The sequence below is a fragment of the Actinophytocola sp. genome (assembly GCF_035634895.1).
In the GTDB taxonomy this organism is placed as follows: Bacteria; Actinomycetota; Actinomycetes; order Mycobacteriales; family Pseudonocardiaceae; genus Actinophytocola.
In genome coordinates this window covers 1-21,563 of record NZ_DASQCC010000207.1, presented here as the reverse complement: position 1 = coordinate 21,563, position 21,563 = coordinate 1, and the positions used below count along the sequence as shown (strand labels likewise).

General features: G+C 70.8%; 18 protein-coding genes. 10 read left to right on the top strand and 8 right to left on the bottom strand.

Features of this window, described 5'->3' with window-relative positions; genetic code table 11:
- The 4 genes from VET29_RS31150 to sepH all read left to right on the top strand — a co-directional run.
- On the top strand, window positions 1-633 hold a 633-nt coding region (locus tag VET29_RS31150; protein ID WP_324927190.1), incomplete at its 5' end, for a HAMP domain-containing sensor histidine kinase.
- 54 nt (window positions 634-687) lie between these two features.
- Window positions 688-1,812, top strand: coding sequence for a phosphoserine transaminase (gene serC, locus VET29_RS31145; RefSeq protein WP_324927187.1), 1,125 nt, complete (start codon window positions 688-690; stop codon window positions 1,810-1,812).
- A 2-nt stretch (window positions 1,813-1,814) separates the two neighbouring features.
- Window positions 1,815-2,651 (top strand): phosphoribosylaminoimidazolesuccinocarboxamide synthase, encoded by an 837-nt coding sequence (locus VET29_RS31140; protein WP_324927184.1) that lies wholly within the window; start codon window positions 1,815-1,817, stop codon window positions 2,649-2,651.
- Window positions 2,652-2,771: 120 nt separating this feature from the next.
- Window positions 2,772-4,973, top strand: coding sequence for a septation protein SepH (gene sepH / locus VET29_RS31135; protein WP_324927181.1), 2,202 nt, complete (start codon window positions 2,772-2,774; stop codon window positions 4,971-4,973).
- 133 nt (window positions 4,974-5,106) lie between these two features.
- Here the strand turns inward: sepH and VET29_RS31130 are convergent, their stop codons facing one another.
- Window positions 5,107-5,352 carry a hypothetical protein gene (locus VET29_RS31130; protein ID WP_324927178.1) on the bottom strand — a complete coding sequence of 82 codons (246 nt, stop codon included), beginning with the start codon at window positions 5,350-5,352 and terminating at the stop codon, window positions 5,107-5,109.
- 223 nt (window positions 5,353-5,575) lie between these two features.
- On the opposite strand from VET29_RS31130, the gene VET29_RS31125 reads away from it, so the two are divergent.
- Both VET29_RS31125 and VET29_RS31120 read left to right on the top strand, forming a co-directional pair.
- Window positions 5,576-7,267, top strand: coding sequence for an ABC transporter ATP-binding protein (locus VET29_RS31125; protein WP_324927175.1), 1,692 nt, complete (start codon window positions 5,576-5,578; stop codon window positions 7,265-7,267).
- Complete coding sequence (locus VET29_RS31120; protein ID WP_324927173.1) at window positions 7,264-9,096, top strand: ABC transporter ATP-binding protein; 1,833 nt, start codon at window positions 7,264-7,266, stop codon at window positions 9,094-9,096. Before VET29_RS31125 ends, VET29_RS31120 begins: the two co-directional genes overlap by 4 nt.
- A gap of 43 nt (window positions 9,097-9,139) precedes the next feature.
- Here VET29_RS31120 and VET29_RS31115 read toward each other — a convergent pair whose 3' ends face one another.
- Together VET29_RS31115 and VET29_RS31110 are read right to left on the bottom strand one after the other, a co-directional pair.
- Complete coding sequence (locus tag VET29_RS31115; protein ID WP_324927170.1) at window positions 9,140-9,736, bottom strand: DUF2537 domain-containing protein; 597 nt, start codon at window positions 9,734-9,736, stop codon at window positions 9,140-9,142.
- Between the two features lie 16 nt (window positions 9,737-9,752).
- A complete protein-coding gene (locus tag VET29_RS31110; RefSeq protein ID WP_414636670.1) occupies window positions 9,753-10,538 on the bottom strand; it encodes a TrmH family RNA methyltransferase in 786 nt (261 codons plus the stop codon).
- 177 nt (window positions 10,539-10,715) lie between these two features.
- On the opposite strand from VET29_RS31110, the gene VET29_RS31105 reads away from it, so the two are divergent.
- Window positions 10,716-12,215 (top strand): glutamate-cysteine ligase family protein, encoded by a 1,500-nt coding sequence (locus VET29_RS31105; protein ID WP_324927164.1) that lies wholly within the window; start codon window positions 10,716-10,718, stop codon window positions 12,213-12,215.
- On the opposite strand, the gene VET29_RS31100 is transcribed toward VET29_RS31105, so the two are convergent.
- Window positions 12,158-12,877: a MerR family transcriptional regulator gene (locus VET29_RS31100; RefSeq protein ID WP_324927161.1), complete on the bottom strand. Its 720-nt coding sequence runs from the start codon at window positions 12,875-12,877 to the stop codon at window positions 12,158-12,160. The genes VET29_RS31105 and VET29_RS31100 overlap by 58 nt on opposite strands.
- Before the next feature lie 77 nt (window positions 12,878-12,954).
- Here VET29_RS31100 and VET29_RS31095 point away from each other — a divergent pair, with 77 nt between their 5' ends.
- A complete protein-coding gene (locus tag VET29_RS31095; RefSeq protein ID WP_324927158.1) occupies window positions 12,955-13,410 on the top strand; it encodes a DUF6194 family protein in 456 nt (151 codons plus the stop codon).
- A 110-nt stretch (window positions 13,411-13,520) separates the two neighbouring features.
- Here the strand turns inward: VET29_RS31095 and VET29_RS31090 are convergent, their stop codons facing one another.
- The 3 genes from VET29_RS31090 to VET29_RS31080 all read right to left on the bottom strand — a co-directional run bounded on the left by VET29_RS31090 (window position 13,521) and on the right by VET29_RS31080 (window position 16,827).
- Complete coding sequence (locus VET29_RS31090; protein ID WP_324927155.1) at window positions 13,521-14,804, bottom strand: MFS transporter; 1,284 nt, start codon at window positions 14,802-14,804, stop codon at window positions 13,521-13,523.
- 95 nt (window positions 14,805-14,899) lie between these two features.
- On the bottom strand, window positions 14,900-15,337 hold the full coding sequence (locus VET29_RS31085) for a MarR family transcriptional regulator (protein ID WP_324927193.1): 438 nt from the start codon (window positions 15,335-15,337) through the stop codon (window positions 14,900-14,902).
- Between the two features lie 44 nt (window positions 15,338-15,381).
- Window positions 15,382-16,827, bottom strand: a complete 1,446-nt coding sequence (locus VET29_RS31080) for an NCS2 family permease (RefSeq protein WP_324927152.1) — start codon at window positions 16,825-16,827, stop codon at window positions 15,382-15,384.
- Between the two features lie 20 nt (window positions 16,828-16,847).
- On the opposite strand from VET29_RS31080, the gene VET29_RS31075 reads away from it, so the two are divergent.
- The gene (locus VET29_RS31075; protein WP_324927148.1) at window positions 16,848-17,135 is read left to right on the top strand and encodes a DUF2530 domain-containing protein; all 288 of its coding nucleotides are present in this window, start codon (window positions 16,848-16,850) and stop codon (window positions 17,133-17,135) included.
- Between the two features lie 632 nt (window positions 17,136-17,767).
- On the opposite strand, the gene VET29_RS31070 is transcribed toward VET29_RS31075, so the two are convergent.
- Entirely contained in the window at window positions 17,768-20,563 is a 2,796-nt protein-coding gene (locus VET29_RS31070; RefSeq protein WP_324927145.1) for a sacsin N-terminal ATP-binding-like domain-containing protein, read from the bottom strand.
- Window positions 20,564-20,936: 373 nt separating this feature from the next.
- On the opposite strand from VET29_RS31070, the gene VET29_RS31065 reads away from it, so the two are divergent.
- Window positions 20,937-21,563: hypothetical protein (locus VET29_RS31065; protein WP_324927142.1), on the top strand; the 627-nt coding region annotated here is incomplete at its 3' end.

Sequence of the window (21,563 nt, the reverse complement as noted above, 5' to 3'; positions counted from 1 at the left end):
GCCGACCCGACCGCCAGCCCTGAGCTCATGCGGCTCGGCTCGCACCTGCTCCACACGAACGAGCGCACCGAGCGCCTGATCGAGGGACTGCTACTGCTCGCACGGAGTGATCGAGGCCTCAGCAGCCGGGTGCCGGTCCGGCTCGACCAGGTGGTGGTCTCGGTCCTGGACGGCACCCGCCACCTGGCCGACGACGCCGGCGTCACGCTGACCCCGCGGCTCGCCCCGCGGACCGTGCCCGGCGACCCCGAGCTGCTGGAACGCCTGGTCACGAACCTCGTGCAGAACGCGATCCACTACAACTCGCGTGGTGGCTCGGTCACCGTCGAGGTCGGCGAGCATCCGGCGCTCGTGGTCGTCAACACCGGCCCGAAAGTCCCACCCGACCAGGTGAACGCCCTGTTCGAGCCGTTCCGCCGGCTCGACCGGGACCGCACGGCCCACCGCACCGGCGCCGGCCTGGGCCTCTCGATCGTCCGCTCGGTCGCACACGCGCACGACGGTGGCGTGTCGGCGACGCCGAACCCGGGCGGTGGACTGTGGGTGACGGTGAAGCTGCCGCCCGCACCAACCGCAGTGGCGCAGGACACCACCGGCCCCCAAGTCATGCTCGCAGCCCGTGAGGGAGACTGACGGGTGGCAACGGCGCCGCCCCGATGACCCCCTCACGTGGAGAGAAGCCGTCCTATGACGCAGACCTCGACCGAACTAGTGCTTCCCGCCGACATCAAGCCCGCCGACGGCCGGTTCGGCTCCGGTCCGTCCAAGGTGCGGCCCGAGCAGCTCGCCAGGCTCGCCGCCGAGGGTGGCGCGCTGCTGGGCACGTCACACCGCCAGAAGCCGGTGAAGTCGCTGGTCGGACGGGTTCGCTCCGGTCTGCGCGAGCTGTTCTCGCTGCCCGAGGACTACGAGGTCGTGCTGGGCAACGGCGGCACCACGGCGTTCTGGGACGCACTGGCGTTCGGCCTGGTGCGCGAGCAGGCGCAGGCGTTCACGTTCGGTGAGTTCTCCTCGAAGTTCGCCAAGGCCGTGACCACGCCCTACCTCAAGGAACCCGTGGTCGTGAAGGCCGAGGCGGGCACCGCGCCGGAGATCGCCTACGCCGAGGGCGCGGACGTGGTCGGCTGGGCGCACAACGAGACCTCGACCGGGGTGGCCGTGCCGGTGTCCCGGCCGTCCGGTTCGGACTCGGCGCTGGTCGCGATCGACGCGACCTCCGCGGCGGCCGGCCTGCCGGTCGACGCTGAGGACTACGACGTGTACTACTTCGCGCCGCAGAAGGGCTTCGCGTCCGACGGCGGCCTGTGGTTCGCGCTCATGAGCCCGGTCGCGCTGGAGCGGGTCGCGGAGATCGGCGCGAACGGCCGCTGGGTGCCGGAGTTCCTGTCCCTGCCGACGGCGCTGGAGAACTCGCTCAAGGACCAGACGTACAACACGCCGTCCATCGCCACGCTGTTCCTGATGGCCGACCAGCTCGACTGGATGCTGTCCAACGGCGGCCTCCCCTGGACGGTCGGCCGCTCCGCGGAGTCGGCCCGCCGCCTCTACGACTGGGCCGACGCGTCGGAGTTCGCGACGCCGTTCGTGGCGAGCCCGGCGCACCGGTCGAACGTCGTCGCCACGATCGACTTCGCGGAGGGCACCGACGCCGCCGTGATCGCCAAGGCGTTGCGGGCCAACGGGATCGTCGACGTCGAGCCGTACCGCAAGCTGGGCCGCAACCAGCTGCGCGTCGCGACGTACCCGGCCGTCGACCCGGACGACGTCACCGCGCTGACGAAGTGCGTCGACTGGCTGGTGGAGCGCATCTAGCGATGCAACACGTCTACAGCGGCAAGGTCCGCGAGATCTACACGGACGGCGACGACCTGCTGCTGGTGGCCTCGGACCGGGTGTCGGTGTACGACGTCGTGCTGCCGACACCCATCCCGGACAAGGGCGCCCTCCTGACGCAGCTGTCCGTGTGGTGGTTCGCCCGGCTGGCCGACATCGTGCCCAACCACCTGGTGTCGGCGACCGACGTGCCGCCGGAGTTCGAGGGCCGGGCCGTGCGCTGCCGGCGCCTGGAGATGGTGCCGTTCGAGTGCATCGCCCGCGGGTACCTGGCCGGCTCCGGCCTCAAGGAGTACCAGGCGACCGGCGCGGTCTCCGGTGTGCCGCTGCCGCGCGGGCTCGTCGAGGGCTCCCGGCTGGCCGAGCCGGTCTTCACGCCGACGACCAAGGTGTCCGACGGTGGTCACGACGCCCCCGCGACGTTCGAGGACGTTGCCGCGGCCGTCGGCCTGTCGACGGCCACGCGGCTGCGGGACCTGACGCTGGAGGTGTACCGCCGGGGCGCCGCCCGTGCCGCCGAGAACGGGATCATCGTCGCGGACACCAAGCTGGAGTTCGGTGTGGACAGTGCCGGCGTGCTGACGCTGGCGGACGAGGTGCTGACCCCGGACTCGTCCCGGTTCTGGCCCGCGGCCGAGTGGGCGCCGGGGCGTCCGCAACACGCGTACGACAAGCAGTTCGTGCGCGACTGGGCGGTGAGCACGGGTTGGGACAAGAACCCACCCGCGCCGGAGATTCCCGCGGAGGTGGTCGCGGCGACCCGCGCGCGCTACGTCGACGCCTACGAGAAGATCACCGGACTGCCCTGGCGTGGGTGACCCGCTAGCAGGCAAGATCCTGAACGGTACTCGGCGCGCCTAGCACGTCAAGAGGACTCGCCGAACTAACGTGAGCAGCTGGCGAGGTGAAGTCTGTTCAGGTCGCTCGAGGAGGCCGCGATGCGTGCGCTGCGGGTCGTGGGGCTCGGGGAGGATGGCAAGATCGTCATCCTCGAGTCCGACCGCGGCGAACGTTTCCAGGTCCCAGCGGACGAGCGACTGCGTGCGGCGGCCAGAGGAGACATCACCCGACTCGGCCAGATCGCCATCGAGCTGGAGAGCCAGATGCGTCCTCGTGAGATCCAGTCCCGCATCCGTGCGGGAGAGTCAGTAGAGCAGGTCGCGGCCGCGGCCGGCGTGCCACCGGAGAAGGTGGAGCGCTTCGCGTACCCTGTCCTGCTCGAGCGGTCGCGCACCGCCGAGCTGGCGCAGCGTGCGCACCCCGTGCGCGAGGACGGGCCCGACGTGCAGGAGCTGGGCGAGGTCGTCTCCCAGGCCTTCGTCGCGCGCGGCCAGGACTACCTGGCCGCCGTGTGGGACTCGTGGAAGGGCGAGGACGGCAAGTGGGTCGTCCAGCTCACGTGGACCGCGGGCCGCTCGAACAACCACGCCCACTGGTCGTTTCACCCCGGCGCCCACGGCGGCACCGTGACGCCACTGGACGATCACGCCCTGGACCTGATGGACCCGAACCCGAACCGGCAGCTGCGCACCGTCCGCCCGGTGACGGAGCTGGCCGCGCAGGCGCTGCAGGTGTCCGACGTCCGGCGCCAGGCCGTCAACGGCGGCGACTCACCCCGCCGGACCGAGGAGTCACGGCGCGAGGAGCCGGACTACGTCCAGGACTTCGAGCTGACCGGCGGCGCCCCCGAGCAGCAGGAACTGCCGGTGGACGACCCGTACCGGTACTCGCGCCACCCGGAGCCGTACCGGCCGATCCCCGAGCACGAGGTGTACCGGCAGTACCCGCAGGACTACCGCCAGGACCCGGCCGCGCCCCCGCCTGCCCGCGCCGGCTATCACGACCCGTACAGCCCAGGCCAGGAGACCGCCGGCCCTTCCCGTGAGGCCGCGGCGCGCGAAGCCGCCGCCCGAGAGGCAGCCGCCCGCGACGCAGCCGCTCGTGAAGCTGCTGCTCGTGAAGCTGCTGCCCGCGACGCTGCTGCCCGCGACGCTGTCGCACGCGAGACTGTCGCACGCGAGACTGCCGCACGTGAGGCTGTTGCCCATGAGGCAGCGGCCCGTGAGGCTGCCGCCCGGGAAGCGGCGGCTCAGGAGGCCGCGCGCAAAGCCGCTGAGCAGGAAGCGGCGGCGCGCGAGGTCGCCGCTCGCGAAGCCGCCGAGCGCGAAGCCGCCGAGCAGGCGGCACGCGAGGCCGCTGAGCGGGAGGCGGCTGAGCGGGAGGTCGCCGCGAAGGAAGCCGCGGCCCGAGAAGCAGCCGCCAAGGAAGCCGCCGCTCGCGAGGCCGCCGACAAGGAAGCCCGCGAAGCCGAAGCCCGTGAGGCAGCGGCGCGTGAGGCAGCGGCCCGGGAAGCGGCCGCCCGCGAGGCCGAGGCGCGCGAAGCGGCAGCACGCGAAGCCGCCGACAAGGAAGCCGCCGACAAGGAGGCCCGCGAGACCGTCGAGCGCGAAGCCGCAGCTCAAGAGGCCGCAGCTCAAGAGGCCGCCGCCAAGGAAGCTGCAACCAAGGAAGCTGCAACCAAGGAGGCAGCCCGCGAGGCCGCCGCGAAGGATGCCGCGGCCAAGGAGACTGCCGAGCGCGCCGCCCAAGGCACCTCCGCCAAGGAAGCCGCAGCGAAGAAGGCCGCCGACGAATCGGCCGAGATCGCCGCTCACGCAACGGTGACCGAGCCCCCGGCCGGCACCACGGATTCACCGGCCAGCACCGCCAAGCCCGCGGCCGGCACCGCCAGTGCCCCGGCTGGCACCGCCGATTCCCCAGCCGGCACTGCCAAGCCCTCGACCGGCACCACCAAGTCCCCGGCTGGCACTGCCGAGCCGGCGGCGAAGACTTCCCCGCCGTCCCCACCGGCATCGGAAACCACCCAGTCGCGCCCAGGGCGCCCGACCAAGTCGACCCAGAACGAACCGGCCGTGGCAGGCACCGCCTCGCCAGCAGCAAGCCCGGCCGCGCCAGCAGAAGAGGAGCCCGGCCAGCAGGCCATCCCGACCATCATGCCCGAGGAAACAACCCCACAAGAACCAGCCGCGAAGGCTGCCCCGGCACCACCCGCGCCGGCCCCGAAGAAGAAGGGCCGCAAGGCCCGTCCCAGCGTCCCGTCCTGGGAAGACGTCCTACTGGGCACCCGCAGCAACCGCTGAACCCTCGCGAGTCCCGCGTTCGGACACACCGAGTTGCGGTTTCGTGCAGACGTGATCTGCACGAAACCGCAACTCGCCATGTGTGAACGCGGGACTCGCGGTGTTTGAACGCGGGACTCGCGGGTGGGGCGGGTTAGACGTGGCCGGGGTGGGGGACCTCGTTCAGGAGGTGGAGGGGCCAGGCCTGGTTCTCGCACCAGTCCTCGGCCTCCTCGCGGGTCAGCCAGGTGGAGCCGCGGGGACGTTCGGTGCGCAGGCGGGTCCAGCCGTCCGGGGCCAGTACGTACAGCTGGCCTTCCCGCAGTGCCAGCAGCCGACCCTCGGGGAACGCCATCGTCGCCTGGGTCCGTAGGAAGCGGACCGCTTCCGGTCGTGTCATGTCCGAATGATCCCGCAGGGTTGACCTCCAGTGTGGTTGAGGGCGCAGGGTTGGGGGTGGGAGGTCGGGAAAACCAGATGCCGTTCCGGAGCCGCTCGCCTACCGTCGAGAGAGGCACCGTGGGGAGATCATGAGCACAACTCAGTCACGTCAACCTGCCCGTAGCACGAACATCCACGCACTACGGCGACTCGGTGAATACCTCAGACCGGTCCGCGGCCGCATGATCGGCTCCGGGGTGGCGACGTTCGGCGCGCTCGCGTGCGGGCTGTCCATCCCGCTGCTGATCCAGCGCATCCTGGACGGACCCGTCGCGCACCGGACCACCGACGACCTGGCCATACTCATCATCGCCGTCGCCGTGCTCGGCACCGGTGAGGCCGTCCTGTTCTACCTTCGCCGCCGGATGATCGCCGAGCCCAGCACCACGGTCGAGGCCCGCCTGCGCGACGACCTCTACCACCACCTGCAGCGACTGCCGATCGCGTTCCACGACCGGTGGCAGTCCGGCCAACTGCTGTCCAGGGCCGTGTCCGACCTGTCGACCCTGAGACGGTTCATCGCGTTCGCGTTCATCTTCCTGGTGGTCAACAGCGTGACGCTGGTGGTCGGGCTCGTCGTCCTGTTCTTCCTGTCCCCGATCCTCGGCCTCATCTCGCTGGTGTGCGCGGCGCCGCTGATCGGCATCTCCACGCTGTACGAGTCGAAGTACGCGGTCCTCGCCCGCCGCGCCCAGGACCAGACCGGCGACCTCGCCACGACCGTCGAGGAGTCGGTGCTCGGCATCCGCGTGCTCAAGGCGTTCGGGCGTGGGCGGCACCTGGCCGACAAGTTCACGCGGGAGGCCCGCGAACTCCGGAAGACCGAGCTGCGCAAGGTGCACACGGTCGGCCTGCTCTGGGCGGCGATCATCGTGCTGCCGGAGATCGCCATCGGCGGCCAGTTGCTGTTCGGCACGTTCGCGATCGTCGACGGGTCGATGACCGTCGGCACGCTGGTCGCCGGCGTCGCGGTCGCCACCTACCTGCGCTGGCCGACCGACTCGATCGGCTGGCTGCTCGCCGAGTCCAACCAGGCCGCGACCGCGGCCGCCCGCTACTGGGAGGTCCGGGACGCCGAGGTGACGATCACCAGCCCCGCGGAACCGCGCAAGCTCCCGGCGAACGGCCGCGGGCACGTCCGGTTCGAGAACGTCAGCTTCGCGTACCCGGGCGCCGACGAGGAGGTCCTCAAGGGGGTCAACCTCGACCTGCGGCCCGGCGAGACGGTCGCGCTGGTCGGCGCCACCGGCTCCGGCAAGACGACCCTGACCGCGCTGGTCGGGCGGCTCGCGGACGTCACCGGCGGCCGGATCACCGTCGACGGCGTCGACGTGCGCGACCTGGACCTCACGGACCTGCGGGACACGGTCGCGACCGCGTTCGAGGAGCCGGTGCTGTTCTCCGCCAGCGTGCGCGAGAACGTCGCGCTCGGCGCCACCCAGGCGACGGAAGCCGACGTGCGGCAGGCGCTTCAGGTCGCGTCGGCGGACTTCGTCGAGGACCTGCCGTGGGGCCTCGACACCCGCATCGGCGAGCAGGGGCTGTCGCTGTCCGGCGGGCAGCGACAGCGGCTGGCGCTGGCCCGCGCGGTGGTCGGCCGGCCGTCGGTGCTGGTGCTGGACGACCCGCTGTCCGCTCTGGACGTGCACACCGAGGCGGAGGTCGAGCACGCGCTGCGCAGCGTCCTGAGCGACGTCACCGGCCTCGTGGTGGCGCACCGCCCGAGCACGGTCCAGCTGGCGGACCGGGTCGCGATGCTGTCCGACGGCCGGATCACCGCGGTCGGCCGGCACTCGGACCTGCTTGCCACGAACGAGAAGTACCGGTCCCTGCTGTCCACCATGGACGACGAGCGGGACGAGGTGGTCGCATGAGCACCCCGACGGAAGAGGACTGGCGCGGAGTAGCCGCCGAGGACAACGAGGAGCTGAACGCGCTGGTCGGCAGCCGCCTGCAGAAGCGGTCCCGCCGGCTGCTCGTCTCGCTGGTTCGGCCCCGGCTGGGCACGGCGCTGCTTGCGCTCGCCGTGGTGGTGCTGGAGAACCTGCTGACGCTGGCCGGCCCGGTCGTGATCGCGGTCGCCATCGACACCGGCATCCCGGACGCCCTCAGGGGCGACACGACGGTGCTGGCCTGGTGCGTCGGGGTGTACCTGGCGTCGGGGCTGGGCTCGGCGGGCACGCGGTTCGCGTTCCTCAAGGTCGCCGGCCGGTTCGGCCAGGACGTGCTGGTCGACCTGCGGCAGCGGATCTTCCGCCACGCGCAGCGGCTGTCGATCGCGTTCCACGAGAAGTACACGTCCGGCAAGGTCATCTCGCGGATGACCAGCGACATCGACTCGCTGCACGACCTGCTGGAGGACGGCATCGACGGCCTGCTGACGGCGGTCCTGTCAGTGGTGGGCATCGCGGTGATGCTGCTCGTGCTCGACGTGCCGCTGGCGCTGATCGTGCTGGCCGGCCTGGTGCCGTTGATCTGGGTGACCAGGTGGTTCTACCTCAGCTCGCGGCACGCGTACCGGAGCACCCGCGGCGCGATCGCGAAGATCATCGTGCAGTTCGTGGAGACCATGAACGGCATGCGGGCCGTGCAGGCGTTCCGCCGCGAGGACCGCAACGAGAAGATCATGGCCGAGCTGAACGACCGCTTCCGCGAGGCGAACAAGCAGGCCCTGGTCGTGGTCGCGCGGTTCACGATGACCGTCCGGTGGGTGGGCAACCTGTCGCTCGCCCTGGTGCTGGCGATCGGCGCGGTCCGGGTGATCGACGGCGGGCTGGAGCTGGGCGTGCTGACGGCGTTCACCCTGTACCTGCGCCGGTTCTACGACCCGCTGGACGAGCTCGCGATGTTCGCGAACTCCTACACGTCGGCGATCGCGGCGCTGGAGAAGATCTCGGGCGTGCTGGAGGAGGAGCCGACGGTGGTGGAGCCCGAGGCTCCCCAGGCTCTCCCGGCCAGGACGTCCGGCCGCGGGATCGACTTCGCGGGCGTGGAGTTCCGGTACGCGCCGACCACGCCGGTGGTGCTGCCGACGTTCGACCTGCACATCCCCGCGGGTCAGACGGTCGCGCTGGTGGGTGCGACGGGTGCGGGGAAGTCGACGATCGCGAAGCTGGTCGGGCGGTTCTACGACCCGTCGGCGGGCGCGGTGCTGCTCGACGGCGTCTCGCTGCGGGACCTGGCGGACACCGAACTGCGGCACGAGGTCGTCACGGTCACGCAGGAGAACTTCCTGTTCGCGGGTTCGGTGGCGGACAACATCGCGCTGGGCCGGCCGGCGGCGACACGGGCCGAGATCGAGGCGGCGGCGGCCGAGGTGGGCGCGGACTTCATCGAGGCGCTGCCGGAGGGCTACGACACGGACGTCCGCAAGCGCGGCGGCCGGCTGTCCGCCGGTCAGCGGCAGATGGTGGCGTTCGCGCGCGCGTTCCTGGCGGACCCGTCGGTGCTGGTCCTGGACGAGGCGACGTCGAGCCTGGACGTGCCGACGGAACGGGCGGTGCAGCGGTCGCTGGAGTCGGTGCTGGCCGACCGGACCGCGTTGATCATCGCCCACCGCCTGTCGACAGTCCTGATCGCGGACCGGGTGCTCGTGGTCGAGGGCGGCCGCATCGTGGAGGACGGCTCACCCGAGGACCTGATCGAGGGCCGCGGCGGCCGCTTCGCCGCCCTGCACCGCACCTGGCTGGAGTCGCTGGCCTGACCGTGCTGCCCCGGGGATCCCTCGGGGCAGCCGGCCGGCGGCGTCAGAACAGCACGAACGGGAGGGCCAGCCAGGCCAGACCCAGCCCCACCGCCACGCCGTAGGAGACCCAGCGCCAGATCTGCTGGCGGTGGATCAGCCACAGTGACGGCAGCAGCCCGGCCGTCACCACGATGTTCGAGGCAAGGGCCAGCAGCGAGTACGTCTCCGCGAGAGTCGCGGCCAGGGTCACCACCGTCACGACGGTCAGCACGAGGCTCGCCACCGTCACCGCCAGCCCGGTCGGCCACGGCACCGGCTCCGGTGGCAGCGGTGGGCGCGGCGGGCGCTCCTCCGGGGGCAGCCGCAACGGCTCCACCATCGACTCCGCGCCGGACAGCGGGTCGACGTACAGCACGTTCACGCCCAACGACGTCGCCACCCGCCCCGCCAGCTGCAGGCCGCGCCGGGACACGACCGCATGGCTCGCCCCGGGCCCCGGCTCGGCACGGCCCACGGCGGCGGCGACCTTCGCCCACTCGTGGAGCGCGTCGGTCAGGTCCGCGCCAAGCGGCAGCCGGGCCGGCTCGGTCACCGCCGAACCCTCGCCGTCCACCAGCACGGCACGTTCGCCGTTCGCACGTAACTGGATCCCCGACATCGACACGCTCCGCAAACTACCGAGTCGCGCTCAGCGCGTAGAAGGCGACCGCGCCGGCCGTCGCCACATTGAGTGAGTCCACGTCGCTGGACATGGGGATGCGCACCGCCACGTCCGAGGCCGCGACCGCTTCCGGTGTCAGGCCAGGGCCTTCCGAGCCCAGGAGCACCGCGGCCTTCGCGGGCACGGACACTGAGGACAGTTCGACAGTCCCCGCCGGCGTGAGCGCCATCACAGAGAAGCCGTTGTCACGCAAGAGCTTCAGCCCGTCCGGCCAGGGCGTCAGCGTCGTGAACGGGACGGCGAGCACGTGTCCCATGGAGACTCGCACGCTGCGACGGTACAGCGGGTCCGCGCAGCCCGCGCCCAGAAGGACGCCGTCGACCCCCAGCGCGGCCGCGTTGCGGAACAGCGCGCCGAGGTTCTCGTGGTCGCCGACGCCCTCCAGCACGGCCAGTCGCCGGGCGCCGGCGATGACGTCAACTGCCGACGGCGGCTCCGGGCGGCCGGCCATTGCCAGCACGCCGCGGTTGAGATGAAACCCGATCACCTCGGCCATGATCTCGGCGGTCGTGACGTACACCGGCGCGCCGACGTCCTCGATGGGCAGTCTCTCCAGCTTGGGCCGCACGCCGAGCATCGACCGCACCGGATAGTGGGACGCGAGCATGCGGCCGACGGCGACCACACCCTCCGCGATCACCAGGCCGAGCCCGCCGGGCCGGTCGGGCCTGCGGTCGGCGGTGCGCAGGAAACGGTATTCGTCGAGCCTTGGGTCGTCTGGATCGGTCACCTCGAGCACCCCTGAATGGTTCCACACCCTGGGACGTGTTACGTGATGCGAGTACGTGTTTTGCTCTGCGTAACAAGGATTCTCGATCGATGCACCTTTTTGGCCCCTAGTAACAACTTCGGGCGTATGTCACGGTTGAACTTCCGTTCGCACGCCGAGCAGTTCGGTTCGGCCGGGAGGGGCGGTATGGGTCAGGATGTCGCGACCGAGACCTTTGACCGGTCGGATCGTCAACGTTATCGCCTCAAGGTCCAGCGGTGCCTGGACGCCCTGGCGCGGATGCTCGCCGAAGGCGGCTTCTCCACCTCGCCACCGCGGATCGGACTCGAGGTCGAGCTGAACCTCGTCGACGACGGCCTCCAGCCGGCGATGGCGAACAGCGTGGTGCTGGAGAAGCTCGACGATCCCTCGTTCACCACCGAGCTCGGACAGCACACGATCGAGCTGAACGTGCTGCCGCGTCCGCTGTCGGACGGGCAGCCGCACGAGCTGGAGGTGGAGCTGCGGGAGTCGCTCGCGGACGCCAACGCCAAGGCGCAGGACGCCGGCGCGGGCATCGTGATGATCGGCATGCTGCCGACGTTGCGCGACGAGCACTTCAAGGCGCGCTGGCTGTCGCAGAACCACCGCTACGCCCTGCTGAACGAGGAGATCTTCGCCGCCCGCGGCGAGGACATGGTGCTGGCCATGGACGGCCCGTCGATCCCCGGCCAGCGGGGCGAGCGGCTGCGCGGGTCGGCGGACTCGATCATGCCGGAGGCCGCGTGCTCGTCCGCGCAGCTGCACCTCCAGGTGCCGCCGGAGACCTTCGCCGGCCACTGGAACGCGGCGCAGTGCCTTGCCGGTGTTCAGGTCGCGATCGCGGCGAACTCGCCTTTCCTGCTGCGCAAGGCACTCTGGCACGAGACCAGGATCCCGCTGTTCCAGCAGGCGACCGACACCCGGCCGGAGGAGCTGAAGAACCAGGGCGTGCGGCCGCGGGTGTGGTTCGGCGAGCGATGGATCACGTCCATCTTCGACCTGTTCGAGGAGAACGTGCGCTACTTCCCCGGTCTGCTACCGGAAACCGACGACGAGGACCCGTTCGAGGCCCTCGCCGCCGGACGGGCTCCCCGGCTGGCCGAGCTGCGCCTGCACAACGGCACGATCTGGCGCTGGAACCGGCCGGTGTACGACGTCTCCGACGGGGTGCCGCACCTGCGCGTGGAGAACCGGGTGCTGCCGGCCGGCCCGACGGTGGTCGACCTGATCGCGAACGCGGCGTTCTTCTACGGCGCCCAGCGCGCCCTGGCGACAGCCGACCGTCCGGTGTGGACACAGATGTCGTTCCAGGCGGCGGAGGAGAACCTCTACGCGGGCGCGCGGCACGCGTTCGACGCGCAGCTGTACTGGCCGGGCGTCGGCTGGGTGCCGCCGGCCGAGCTGGTGCTGCGGTGGTTGCTGCCGCTGGCACACGAGGGCCTGCGTGCGTGCGGCGTGACGGACTCGGTGCGGGAGCGGTACCTCGGGGTGATCGAGGAACGCTGCCTGGCACAGCGAACCGGCTCGATGTGGCAACGCGAGGCGGTCGCTCACCTGGAGTCCGAGGGCCTGACCCGCGACGAGGCACTCGCCGGCATGCTGGCCCGCTACCGCGACCTGTCCGAGGCCAACGAGCCGGTCCACACCTGGCCGACACCGCGGTAGGCCAGCACCGCGCAGAGTGCGGCGGCGGCGTCGAGCAGGGCACGCGACCGGGCGTCGATGCTCGCGTCGCGGCCGGCCAGGATGCTCGCCAGGTCCTCGCCGCGCCGGGCCTGGCGCAGTTGCGGCATCAGGTCCCTCAGCGGGGCGATCCGGTAGCCGGCCTTGCGTAGCTGGTGGACTATGCGGGCGTCGCGGACCTGGTCGGGGGCGTAGTGACGCGACCGCCGCGCGTCCCGGTGGGGCACCACGAGGCCTTCCGCGTCCCAGTGCCGCAGCGTCGACGCGCGCACACCGAGCGCGGCCGCGAGCTCGGTGACGGTCATCGAGTCCGCCGGCCGGACCTCGGCGATCGGCTCGCCGGCGATGGCCTCGGCGGCCTGGCGGGCCAGGTCCAGCTCCCGGCGCTCCGTGTGGAGCCGGGCGTGTGCCGCGTCGAGAAGCGCGAGCATGTCCGGCCCGGCCCGCATGATCCGCTTGGCCTCGACCGGGCCGACGCCGGCCGCGAGCGCCCGGTAGGCCAGCGCGGCGTGCAGGTGCGGCTCGGCGTAGGTCCGGTAGCCGGCCGGGGTCCGCACCGCCGGAGGCAGCACGCCGTCCCGCTCGAGGTTGCGCACCTGCTGCACGGAGTACCCGCTCCGGCGAGCGAGGTCTACGGTGCGCATTCGCGACTTCCCACCCCGCCACCTCGGCCTTTCCACGCTGAAGTCTCCACAAGCACTTCAATGTAATGCTGGAAGACATGAGTGTTGACGAGATCATCGCCTTCGTCGACGGGCTCGGCGGGACCCTGACGCTGCGGCCGGGTCCGGGCGACGGTTCACCGGAGATCGCCTGGGGTGACACCTTCTTCTACTACGCACCCGATGGTGTCGTGCCGAGGACCCAACCGTTCGCGACGATCGTGACCAAGGACTATCCCGACGACACGCGGTCACGGCTCGACCGGCCCGAAGCCTTCCGGGTGAACGTCTTCGCCGGCACCGAGGCCTTCACGCGATGGACCGGACACACCCCGCGTGAACCGGCCGGCAGCGACCCGAGCGTCCCCGACATCGTGTTCGCGCACCCGGTCTACGCCAGGCAGGGCTGGCTCGCCGTGGTGAACCCGGGCGGGCGGACCGAGCCGGCGGTGCGTGAGCTGCTCCGGGCCGCGTACGACGCCGCCCGCACCAGGCACCAACGGCACCACGCATAGACGAGACCCCCGCTCCGGCAGTGCCGTCTGCCGTGTTGGAGCGGGGGTCTCGCTGTTCCCGAACTGACTGCCGCTCCCACCACGAAGCGACGAGCTAAGGTTAGCCTAACTTAATCTACGGGCGCAAGCTCGGGGGTGGCCGCCGGCTGGGCGCGCCTCGCCCACGGCAGTCGCGTCCGTACCCGGATGCCGCCGCGACGTGCGAGAACCCACCCGCACACCGCCGTCGAGACGGCCGCGATCAGGCCCCCGACGATGAACGGCGACCGCCCGCCGAACTCGGCCGCCAGCCACCCGGTCATGGGCGCGCCCACCGGGTTGCCGCCGATGAAGACCAGCATGTACAGCGCCATCACGCGCCCACGCATCTCCGGCGCCACCGACAGCTGCAGCGTGCTGTTCGCCGTGTTCATGAACGTCATCATCGCGAGCCCGCACGGGATCAACGCGAGGCCGAAGGCCAGGTACGTCGGCATCACGCCGACCAGGACCTCCAGCAACCCGAACGTGAACCCGGCGCCGACCAGCAGCGGCAGCCCTGGCTTGCGCCGCGTGCTCCGCCGCACGGCCAGCAGCGCGCCGATGAAGCTGCCGACCGCGAGCAGCGTGGAGAGCAGCCCGTACCCGTCGGCCTCGCGGTGGAACACGTTGGCCGCCGCGATGGCCAGCGTGGTGAAGAACGTGAACGCGAACGTGCTCACACAGAACACCAGCACCAGCACGGCGACGATGTCCGGCCGGCCCCGCACGTACCGCAGGCCCTCACGCAGCTGTGACCCGCGTTCCGAGGTCGGCTTCTCGACCACCGGCCGGTGCAGCTCGGCCGGGTTCATCCGGAACAGCCCGGTGAGCACGGCCAGCGTCGACAGCGCGTTCACCAGGAACACCCAGCCGGTCCCGGTCCAGATGATCATCACGCCGGCGATGGCCGGCCCGATGATCCGCGCCAGGTTGAACGTCGAGGAGTTCAGCGCCACCGCGTTGGCCAGGTGGTCGCGGCCGACCATCTCGGCCACGAAGCTCTGCCGCACGGGCGGGTCGAACGCCGTGAAGACACCGAACACCAGGCACAGCAGGTACACCTGCCAGAGCTCGACCAGGCCGGTGACGTCGAGCAGTCCCAGCACCAGGGCGCAGACGGCCATGCCGGACTGCACGAGGATCAGCAGCTTGCGCTTGTCCACCCGGTCGGCGAGCACGCCGGCCCACAGTGTCAGGAAGAGCGTCGGCAGGAACTGGAGTGACGCGGCGATGCCGAGCGCCACGGGGTTCTTGCCGGAGAGTTCGAGGACCAGCCAGTCCTGTGCGATGCGCTGCATCCAGGTGCCGACGTTGGAGACGATCTGTCCGGACGCGAAGAGCCGGTAGTTGCGTACCCGCAGGGCACCGAACATGCCCCGATGCTTGGTCGCGGGTCTCGAGTCCTCGGCAAGGCCGGCTCGAGAGGTGGTGGAATCTGTGCTGAGTTCTCGCTTCTGTTCGTCTGCCACTAATCCTGTTGGCTCGCCATCCGGTCGATGATCTCCGCCGCGCGGGAGAGCAGGTCTCGCTCCTCCCCGGTCAACTCTGCGAGGCGCTTGTCCAGCCATGCCTCGCGCGCGGAGATGTCCGCCTGGATGTGCGCGCTCCCCTCCTCGGTGATCTCGACGATGGCCTGACGGCCGTCACTTGGATGTGGTCGACGACTGACGTAGCCGAGCTCCTCGAGAGCAGCGATCACCCTGGTCATGGACGGGGGCTGGACGACCTCCTTGGCCGCGAGCTCACCTGGTGTGAGCGGGCCACATTTGTGGAGACAGAAGAGTGCGGACAGCTGGGTGAGCGTGATCGAGGAGCTGGTTCGCTGGGCACGAAGCCTGCGGTTGAGCCGCACCGTGGCCAGCCGCAACCGGCTGGTCAGGGAGCCCACGGCTACGTCCTGCTCCACGTTCGACACATTGTTAGCATACCTCACGAGTTGACTGGAGTCACTCAACTCAGTGCATCACGGATGGGCCCGATCGCGAAGTACACCGCGAACGCGACGGCGACGATCCACATCAGCGGGTGGATGCCGCGTGCCTTGCCGGTCGCCGTGCGCAGCAACACGTAGCTGACGAACCCGGCGCCGATACCGTTGGCGATCGAGTACGTGAACGGCATCACCACGATCGTGAGGAAGGCCGGCAGCGCGACGGTGAAGTCGCCGAAGTCGATCTCCTTGATCTGCGCCATCATCAGCACGCCGACGATCACCAGCGCGGGCGCGGCCGCCTCGACCGGCACCGAGTTGTACAGCGGCGTGAAGAACATCGCCGCGACGAACAGCAGACCGGTGACGATGTTGGCGAGCCCCGTCCGCGCGCCCTCGGCGATCCCGGCCGCGGACTCGATGTAGACGGTGTTGGAGCTGGAACTGGCGGCGCCGCCGGCGACCGCGCCGAGGCCGTCGACGAACAGGGCCTTGCCGGTGTTGGGCAGCCTGCCGTCCTCGTCGAGGAGGCCGGCCTCCTTGCCGAGGCCCGTCATCGTGCCGATGGTGTCGAAGAAGTCGGTGAGGACGAGCGTGAAGACGAACAGGAGGGCCGTGATGACCGGGACCTGCACCCAGGCGTCGAAGTTCACGTCGCCGAGGAGGCTCAGGTTGGGCGTGTCGACCACCTGGTCCGGCAGCGCCGGGTAACCGAGGTTCCAGCCCTTGGGGTTGGTGCCCATCGACGGCCCGGCGTCCACGATGGCCTCGAGGACGATCGCGAAGACGGTGGTCGCGATCACGCCGATGAGGATGCCGCCCTTGACCCGCTTGGCGACGAGGATGCCGGTGAGGACGAGCCCGACGACGAAGGTGAGCGTGGGCCACGAGGCGATGGAGCCGTTGATCCCGAGCCCGACCGGGACCGTCGTGTCGGCGGCGTCGGGGAGCCGGCGGACGAAGCCCGCGTCGACGAGCCCGATGAGCGTGATGAACAGCCCGATCCCGACGGCGATGGCCGACTTGAGGGCCGGCGGGACGGCGTTGAACACGGCCGTCCGCACCCCGGTGACGACGAGGACGCAGACGACGGCGCCGTTGACCAGCACGAGCCCCATGGCGGCCGGCCAGGACATCTGCGGGGCGATGGAGACGGCCAGGAAGGCGTTGATCCCCAGCCCGGTCGCCATCGCGAAGGGAAAGTTGGCGACGAGTCCGAACAGGATCGTCATGACCGCCGCGACCAGCGCCGTGACGGCCGCCACCTGGTCGGCGGGAAGCCAACCACCGAACTTGTCGGTGTGCGCCGGGTCGCCGGCGAAGCTCCCGATGATCAACGGGTTGAGGACGACGATGTAGGCCATCGTCACGAAGGTGACCAACCCGCCGCGCACCTCGCGGCCAACGGTGGACTCGCGCTCCGAGATCCGGAAGAAGCGGTCGAGGGCAGCTGTCCGTGTCGCCATGGCCCGGTAGCCTCGCGTATGTGTCCGACGTAGGGAAAGCCGCAGCGCGAATCGAAACACAGAAGTCACCTCCGCCCCTGTCCGACCGGTTGCTGGCCCTCCCGCCGCTGGTCTACGTGGGAACGGCGGCGTGGTTCGTCGCGGCCTGCGTGCTGGCGGTAGCGCGCTACGCGTTCGACGCGTTCCCACCGATCTGGCTCTGGACGGCCCTCGTTGGCACCGGACTGGGCCTGCTCGGCATGCCGATCATGATCTGGCAACGACGCGCGTCACGCCGCGGCGCCCGAGGCGCACAACGGAACCTGTGACCGAACTTTCTTCTTGATCAACGGCGGCGCAGTTGGTTGCGTGGGCAGTCCCCCACCCGAAGCCGTTTGTCCTGTTGGGTGGGTGTTCCGGTGTGGGGATGGTGGCGTGCGGGAACCGCTGCCGCGGTCAACGCCAACAACGACCCTGCCGAGCCCGCAGATCCGGCACCCCGATCGAGCTACGCCGCAGGTCAGCCACCCGTTCAGCAACGGACACAGATTCACCCCGAACCAATGAGCAGAGTCAGTCGACCAAACACAGGCAAGACTCCACCACGGGCACGGCACTCCCACGATCATGAGACATCAGCAATTCACATGATCAACGCGAACACAGTTGGTTGCGTGGGCAGTCCCCCACCCAACCCAGGGGGCCGGCCCCGGTCCCATTGTATCGGCCGGTACGGACAAACCCGCTGGTCAGCGGGGGGTGTGGATAACTTTCACCCGGTGAGTCCGAGCGAAAGGGACATTCGTGGGCCGTTGACGTCGCGAGGATCCCGCTGGTCGCGCGGCATGCCGTTGTGAACGACAGCAGGTGAACGACGACAGGCGAACGACAGCAGGCGAACGACGGTCGGTGGACGCCGGTCGGTGGACGACGAATACGCCTGCGCGAAGCCCTTGCCGCCTCAGGACACATAGTTCTCGGGGTCGTCCAGGAGTGCGGCCAGTAGGTGGCGGTCCTCCCAGCGGCCGGTCGTCCAGGCGAGGGCGCGCGCGAGACCTTCGGTCGTGTCCTCGCAGTGGACGATCTCGTCGTCGACCCACCACGAGACCTGGCGGCCGGCGACCGTCAGTCGCGTGTGGACGATCGGGCCACCCTGTGGCACGGGCAGGTCGGCCAGGTCGCATGCCTCGACCACCGCGCCCAGGTCGGACCAGTGGACCAGCTCACCGGTGCTTTCCGGCGCCGCCTGGCCCGCCTCCGACGCCAGCGGGATGTCCAGCAGCTCGGCCAGCGCTTCGGCCAGGTCGAAGTCGACGGCCACGTACGCGTCGGTCACCGGCGCCAGCCACGGGGCGTCCAGTACCGCGGCGTTGTCCGTGACCTCGCCGTCGATCGTGCGTACCTCGGCCGGTGGGTCGACGTACGCCGGGTCGACGATGTCGTCCCGGACCGCTTCCGCCAGGAAGGTGTACGCGCGGTGCGTGATGCCGCGCGAGATGGTTCGCGCTGGGTCGGCCAGGCGGTCGAGCAGTTCTTCCGCGTCTTCGGTGGACTCGACGGTCAGCTCGACACGAACGCCCATCAGCGACTGGAGCTCCGGCTCCAGGTCGGTCGGGGCCACGTCGTACAGGCCGGTCAGCTCGGCCGTGCCGGGGAGGCGCCAGTGGGACGGCGGCTCGCCGGCCAGGAGTGCGTGGTGTGCGATCCACCAGGCGGTGTAGCCGGTGCGCATGACCCGCCAGGTGTCGGGATCGCTTGCCAGCAAACGGATCGCGACCGGCCAGACGTCGTCGGCGACCAGGTCGAGGTCGCGGATCGCCTCGACGCGGACCGGGGGTTCCGGCTGGTCGTCCCACCAGTCGGCCTCGTCGGCGAGGTCGTGGTCGGGACCGGTGGGCGCCTCGTCGGTGACGATCGTGAAACCGTTGAGCACGCCCACCGCGGCAAGGGTTTCGGGCGTCCACCGCTCGGCCATGTCGTCGGACAGGACGCCGAGTGGCGAGTTCTTGTCGAGGACGGCGAGGAACCGTGAGCCGGGGAGGGCCAGTTCGTCGGCCCGGCGCCAGTCGCCGTCGGCGGCGCGGAGGGCGAGCGCGCCGAGCCACGGCAGCTCCCCCGACCTGACGCCACCCTCGGACACGAGGCGGAGCACCGTGTTCGCGAGCCGGTCGGTGTCCAAACCGGACTCCGCGTCCTCGAGGCTGTGCTCGACCCGCGCGGCCATGGACGCGAGGAGGTCGACCGGACCGCCACGTTTCGCGCCGAGGCGTTCGAGGAGCGGGTGCACGGCGTCGGGATGGACGACGTTCACACCCTCCATACTGGACAGATCGAGGTCGGAGACGAGCACGCCACGCGGTCCGGGCACCGTACGGCCGTCGACGAGCGGGACCGGCAACCCGCCCAGGTCGTCGAGCGCCGACGGGTCGTTGTCGACGATCTTGGCGAGCGCGACGTAGAGGTCACGCCATTCCGTTGGCGGGCGGGTGACTCCGGTGAGATGGTCGACCACGTCGGACAGCCGGAGCCTGACGACGTCGAGTGCCGCGAGCGCGGTGGCGTGCTCGACGAGCTCCGCCGCCACCAGGCCAGGGACATACTCGGCGACGGAGTCGGCCAACTCCTTGCTGGGCACGGGAAGCAGCCGCGCTTCGGCCGGCGCGAGCGGCCGGCCCTCGATCGCCGGGGCCAGCCAGCGGGCGACGCGCAGCTCGGCGAGCACGGCCTGCCGCACCTGTTCGTCCACTTCGGACAGTGGAAACCGCGGCAGTGGCACGGCCTTCGGCCGCGCGAGCTCGTCGAGCTGGTCGAGCAGTCGCGGGTAGGCACGCGCCGCGGCCGCGAGCACGTGGTCGGTGGCCGGGCCGGGACGGACCCGGCGACGCGAGGGCTCGACGGGAAGCGTGACGATGAGCCTGGCGGGCAGGGAAAGCCGCTCGTCGGTGGGGGTCGGCGCGTGGAGGACGTCGGAGTCGCGTGGCAGGGGTTCGCCGGCCTCGTCGACCTCCAGCGCCCAGCAGACCGTCCACTGTGGCCTGGCTTCGGCGCCGAGTCCGGTGTCGGCCGGCAACTCACCGCGGTCGCGCACGATGACCCAGCGAGTGGCGCCGTCGGGGCCGTGGATGGTGTCGCCCTCGCGCCACCAGGTGGCGTCGCCGAACTCGATGCGGGCGAGGCCGTCCAGGGAGAGCAGGACGTCGACGGCCTGGTCGGCGAAGTCGTCGAGGAGTTGGGCGGCGTCGACCCCGTCGCGGAGGGGAAGCCGGACCTCGGTGGTGAACCCCTCCGGAGGCGTCTCGTCGGTGGGCCAGGCGAGCCGGAGAACGGGAACCCTGTCCGCGTCCCCGACCTCGGCCCGCGTGCGAGCGGCGTCGAAGGCGATGGCACCGGAGGTCGAGACGATCCGGGGGGCGTCGGAAACCGTGAGCACGGCGGCGAACCCGACTCCGAACCGGCCGATCCCGTGCTGCTTGGCGGAGGCCCGCAAGGAGGCGAGCGACTCGACGCCCTGGCGAGTGAGGGGCTCACCGGTGTTGGCGACCCGAAGTTCGTTGTCCACGAGGGACACGCGGATCCGGCCGCCGTCGCCGGCCGCGTCGGCCGCGTTCTGGGCGAGCTCGATCAGCAGCCGATCCCGGTACCCGCCGAGCACGAGGTCTTCCTCGGCGTTGGTGTCCTCACGAAGGCGAGTGGGCGAAGTGCGCCACCCGGCAAGCACCGACTCCCGAAGAGCGGCGGTGCCGAAGGGATCACTCATCCTCGGCGGGCCCGAAGTTCCGCCGACGAATCAACCCGTCGGGGAAGATCGCGGACAACCTGGGCATCCGCCGCGGCCCAGAGCCGCGCGGCTGCTCAATGGTGGGCCGAAGCGGACTGGGCAAGGACGGCCCGACCGGCTCCTCCGACCACGACGAAACGGGCCGCCGCCGCCGAACCGCGGAGGCGTCGACGACCGGCGCCTCACCCGAAGCGGGTGACCCGCCCTCCGCGGACGAAACGGCCGGGCCGGACGGGGACGAAGCGGCCGGGAAGGTCTCCGCTGCCGGGGCGGATTGCGCCGCCTCCACAGGCGAAGCGGGAGGCGCGGCCTCCGCGCGAGGTGCGGCATCGGCCTGCGAAGCAGCCCCGGTTTGAGGAGCAGCGTCGGCTTGAGGAGCGGCATCGGCTCGCGAAACGACACCGGCCTGCGAAGCGACGTCGGCATCCGGAGCTGCATCGGCTTGAGGAGCAGAGTCGGATCGCGAAGCGACGTCAGCTTGAGGAGCAGAGTCGGATCGCGAAGCGACGTCAGCTTGAGGAGCAGCATCGGCCTGCGAAACGGCGTCAGCTTGCAGAGCAGCATCGGCCCGCGAAGCGACGTCAGCTTGCAGAGCGGCATCGGCCTGAGGAGCAGCATCGGCTTGAGGAGCGGCCTCCGCCGGGAGCGCAGGGGCGGCGGGCGCAGGTGGAGCGTCGCCCGGGATCTCCGTGGGGCCAGGCTCGTCGGCCGTGGTCTCCACGGCTATCGCGGACTCCGGAGGCGCGACCTCCTCAGCAGGCACATCTCCCGACTCGGCATCGGTCGCGGCCTCCTCGACAGCCACCGACTCCGGCGCGGTGACGGCATCGGCAGACCCGATGTCAGCCACGGACTCAGTCGCCGCCAGCTCCGGCACGATCGCTTCAGCGGGCGCATCCGCCGACTCGACGACGGCTTCCGACTCGACGACGGCTTCCGGCTCGCCTGTGACGGCTTCCGGCTCAGTAGTCGCCGCGGC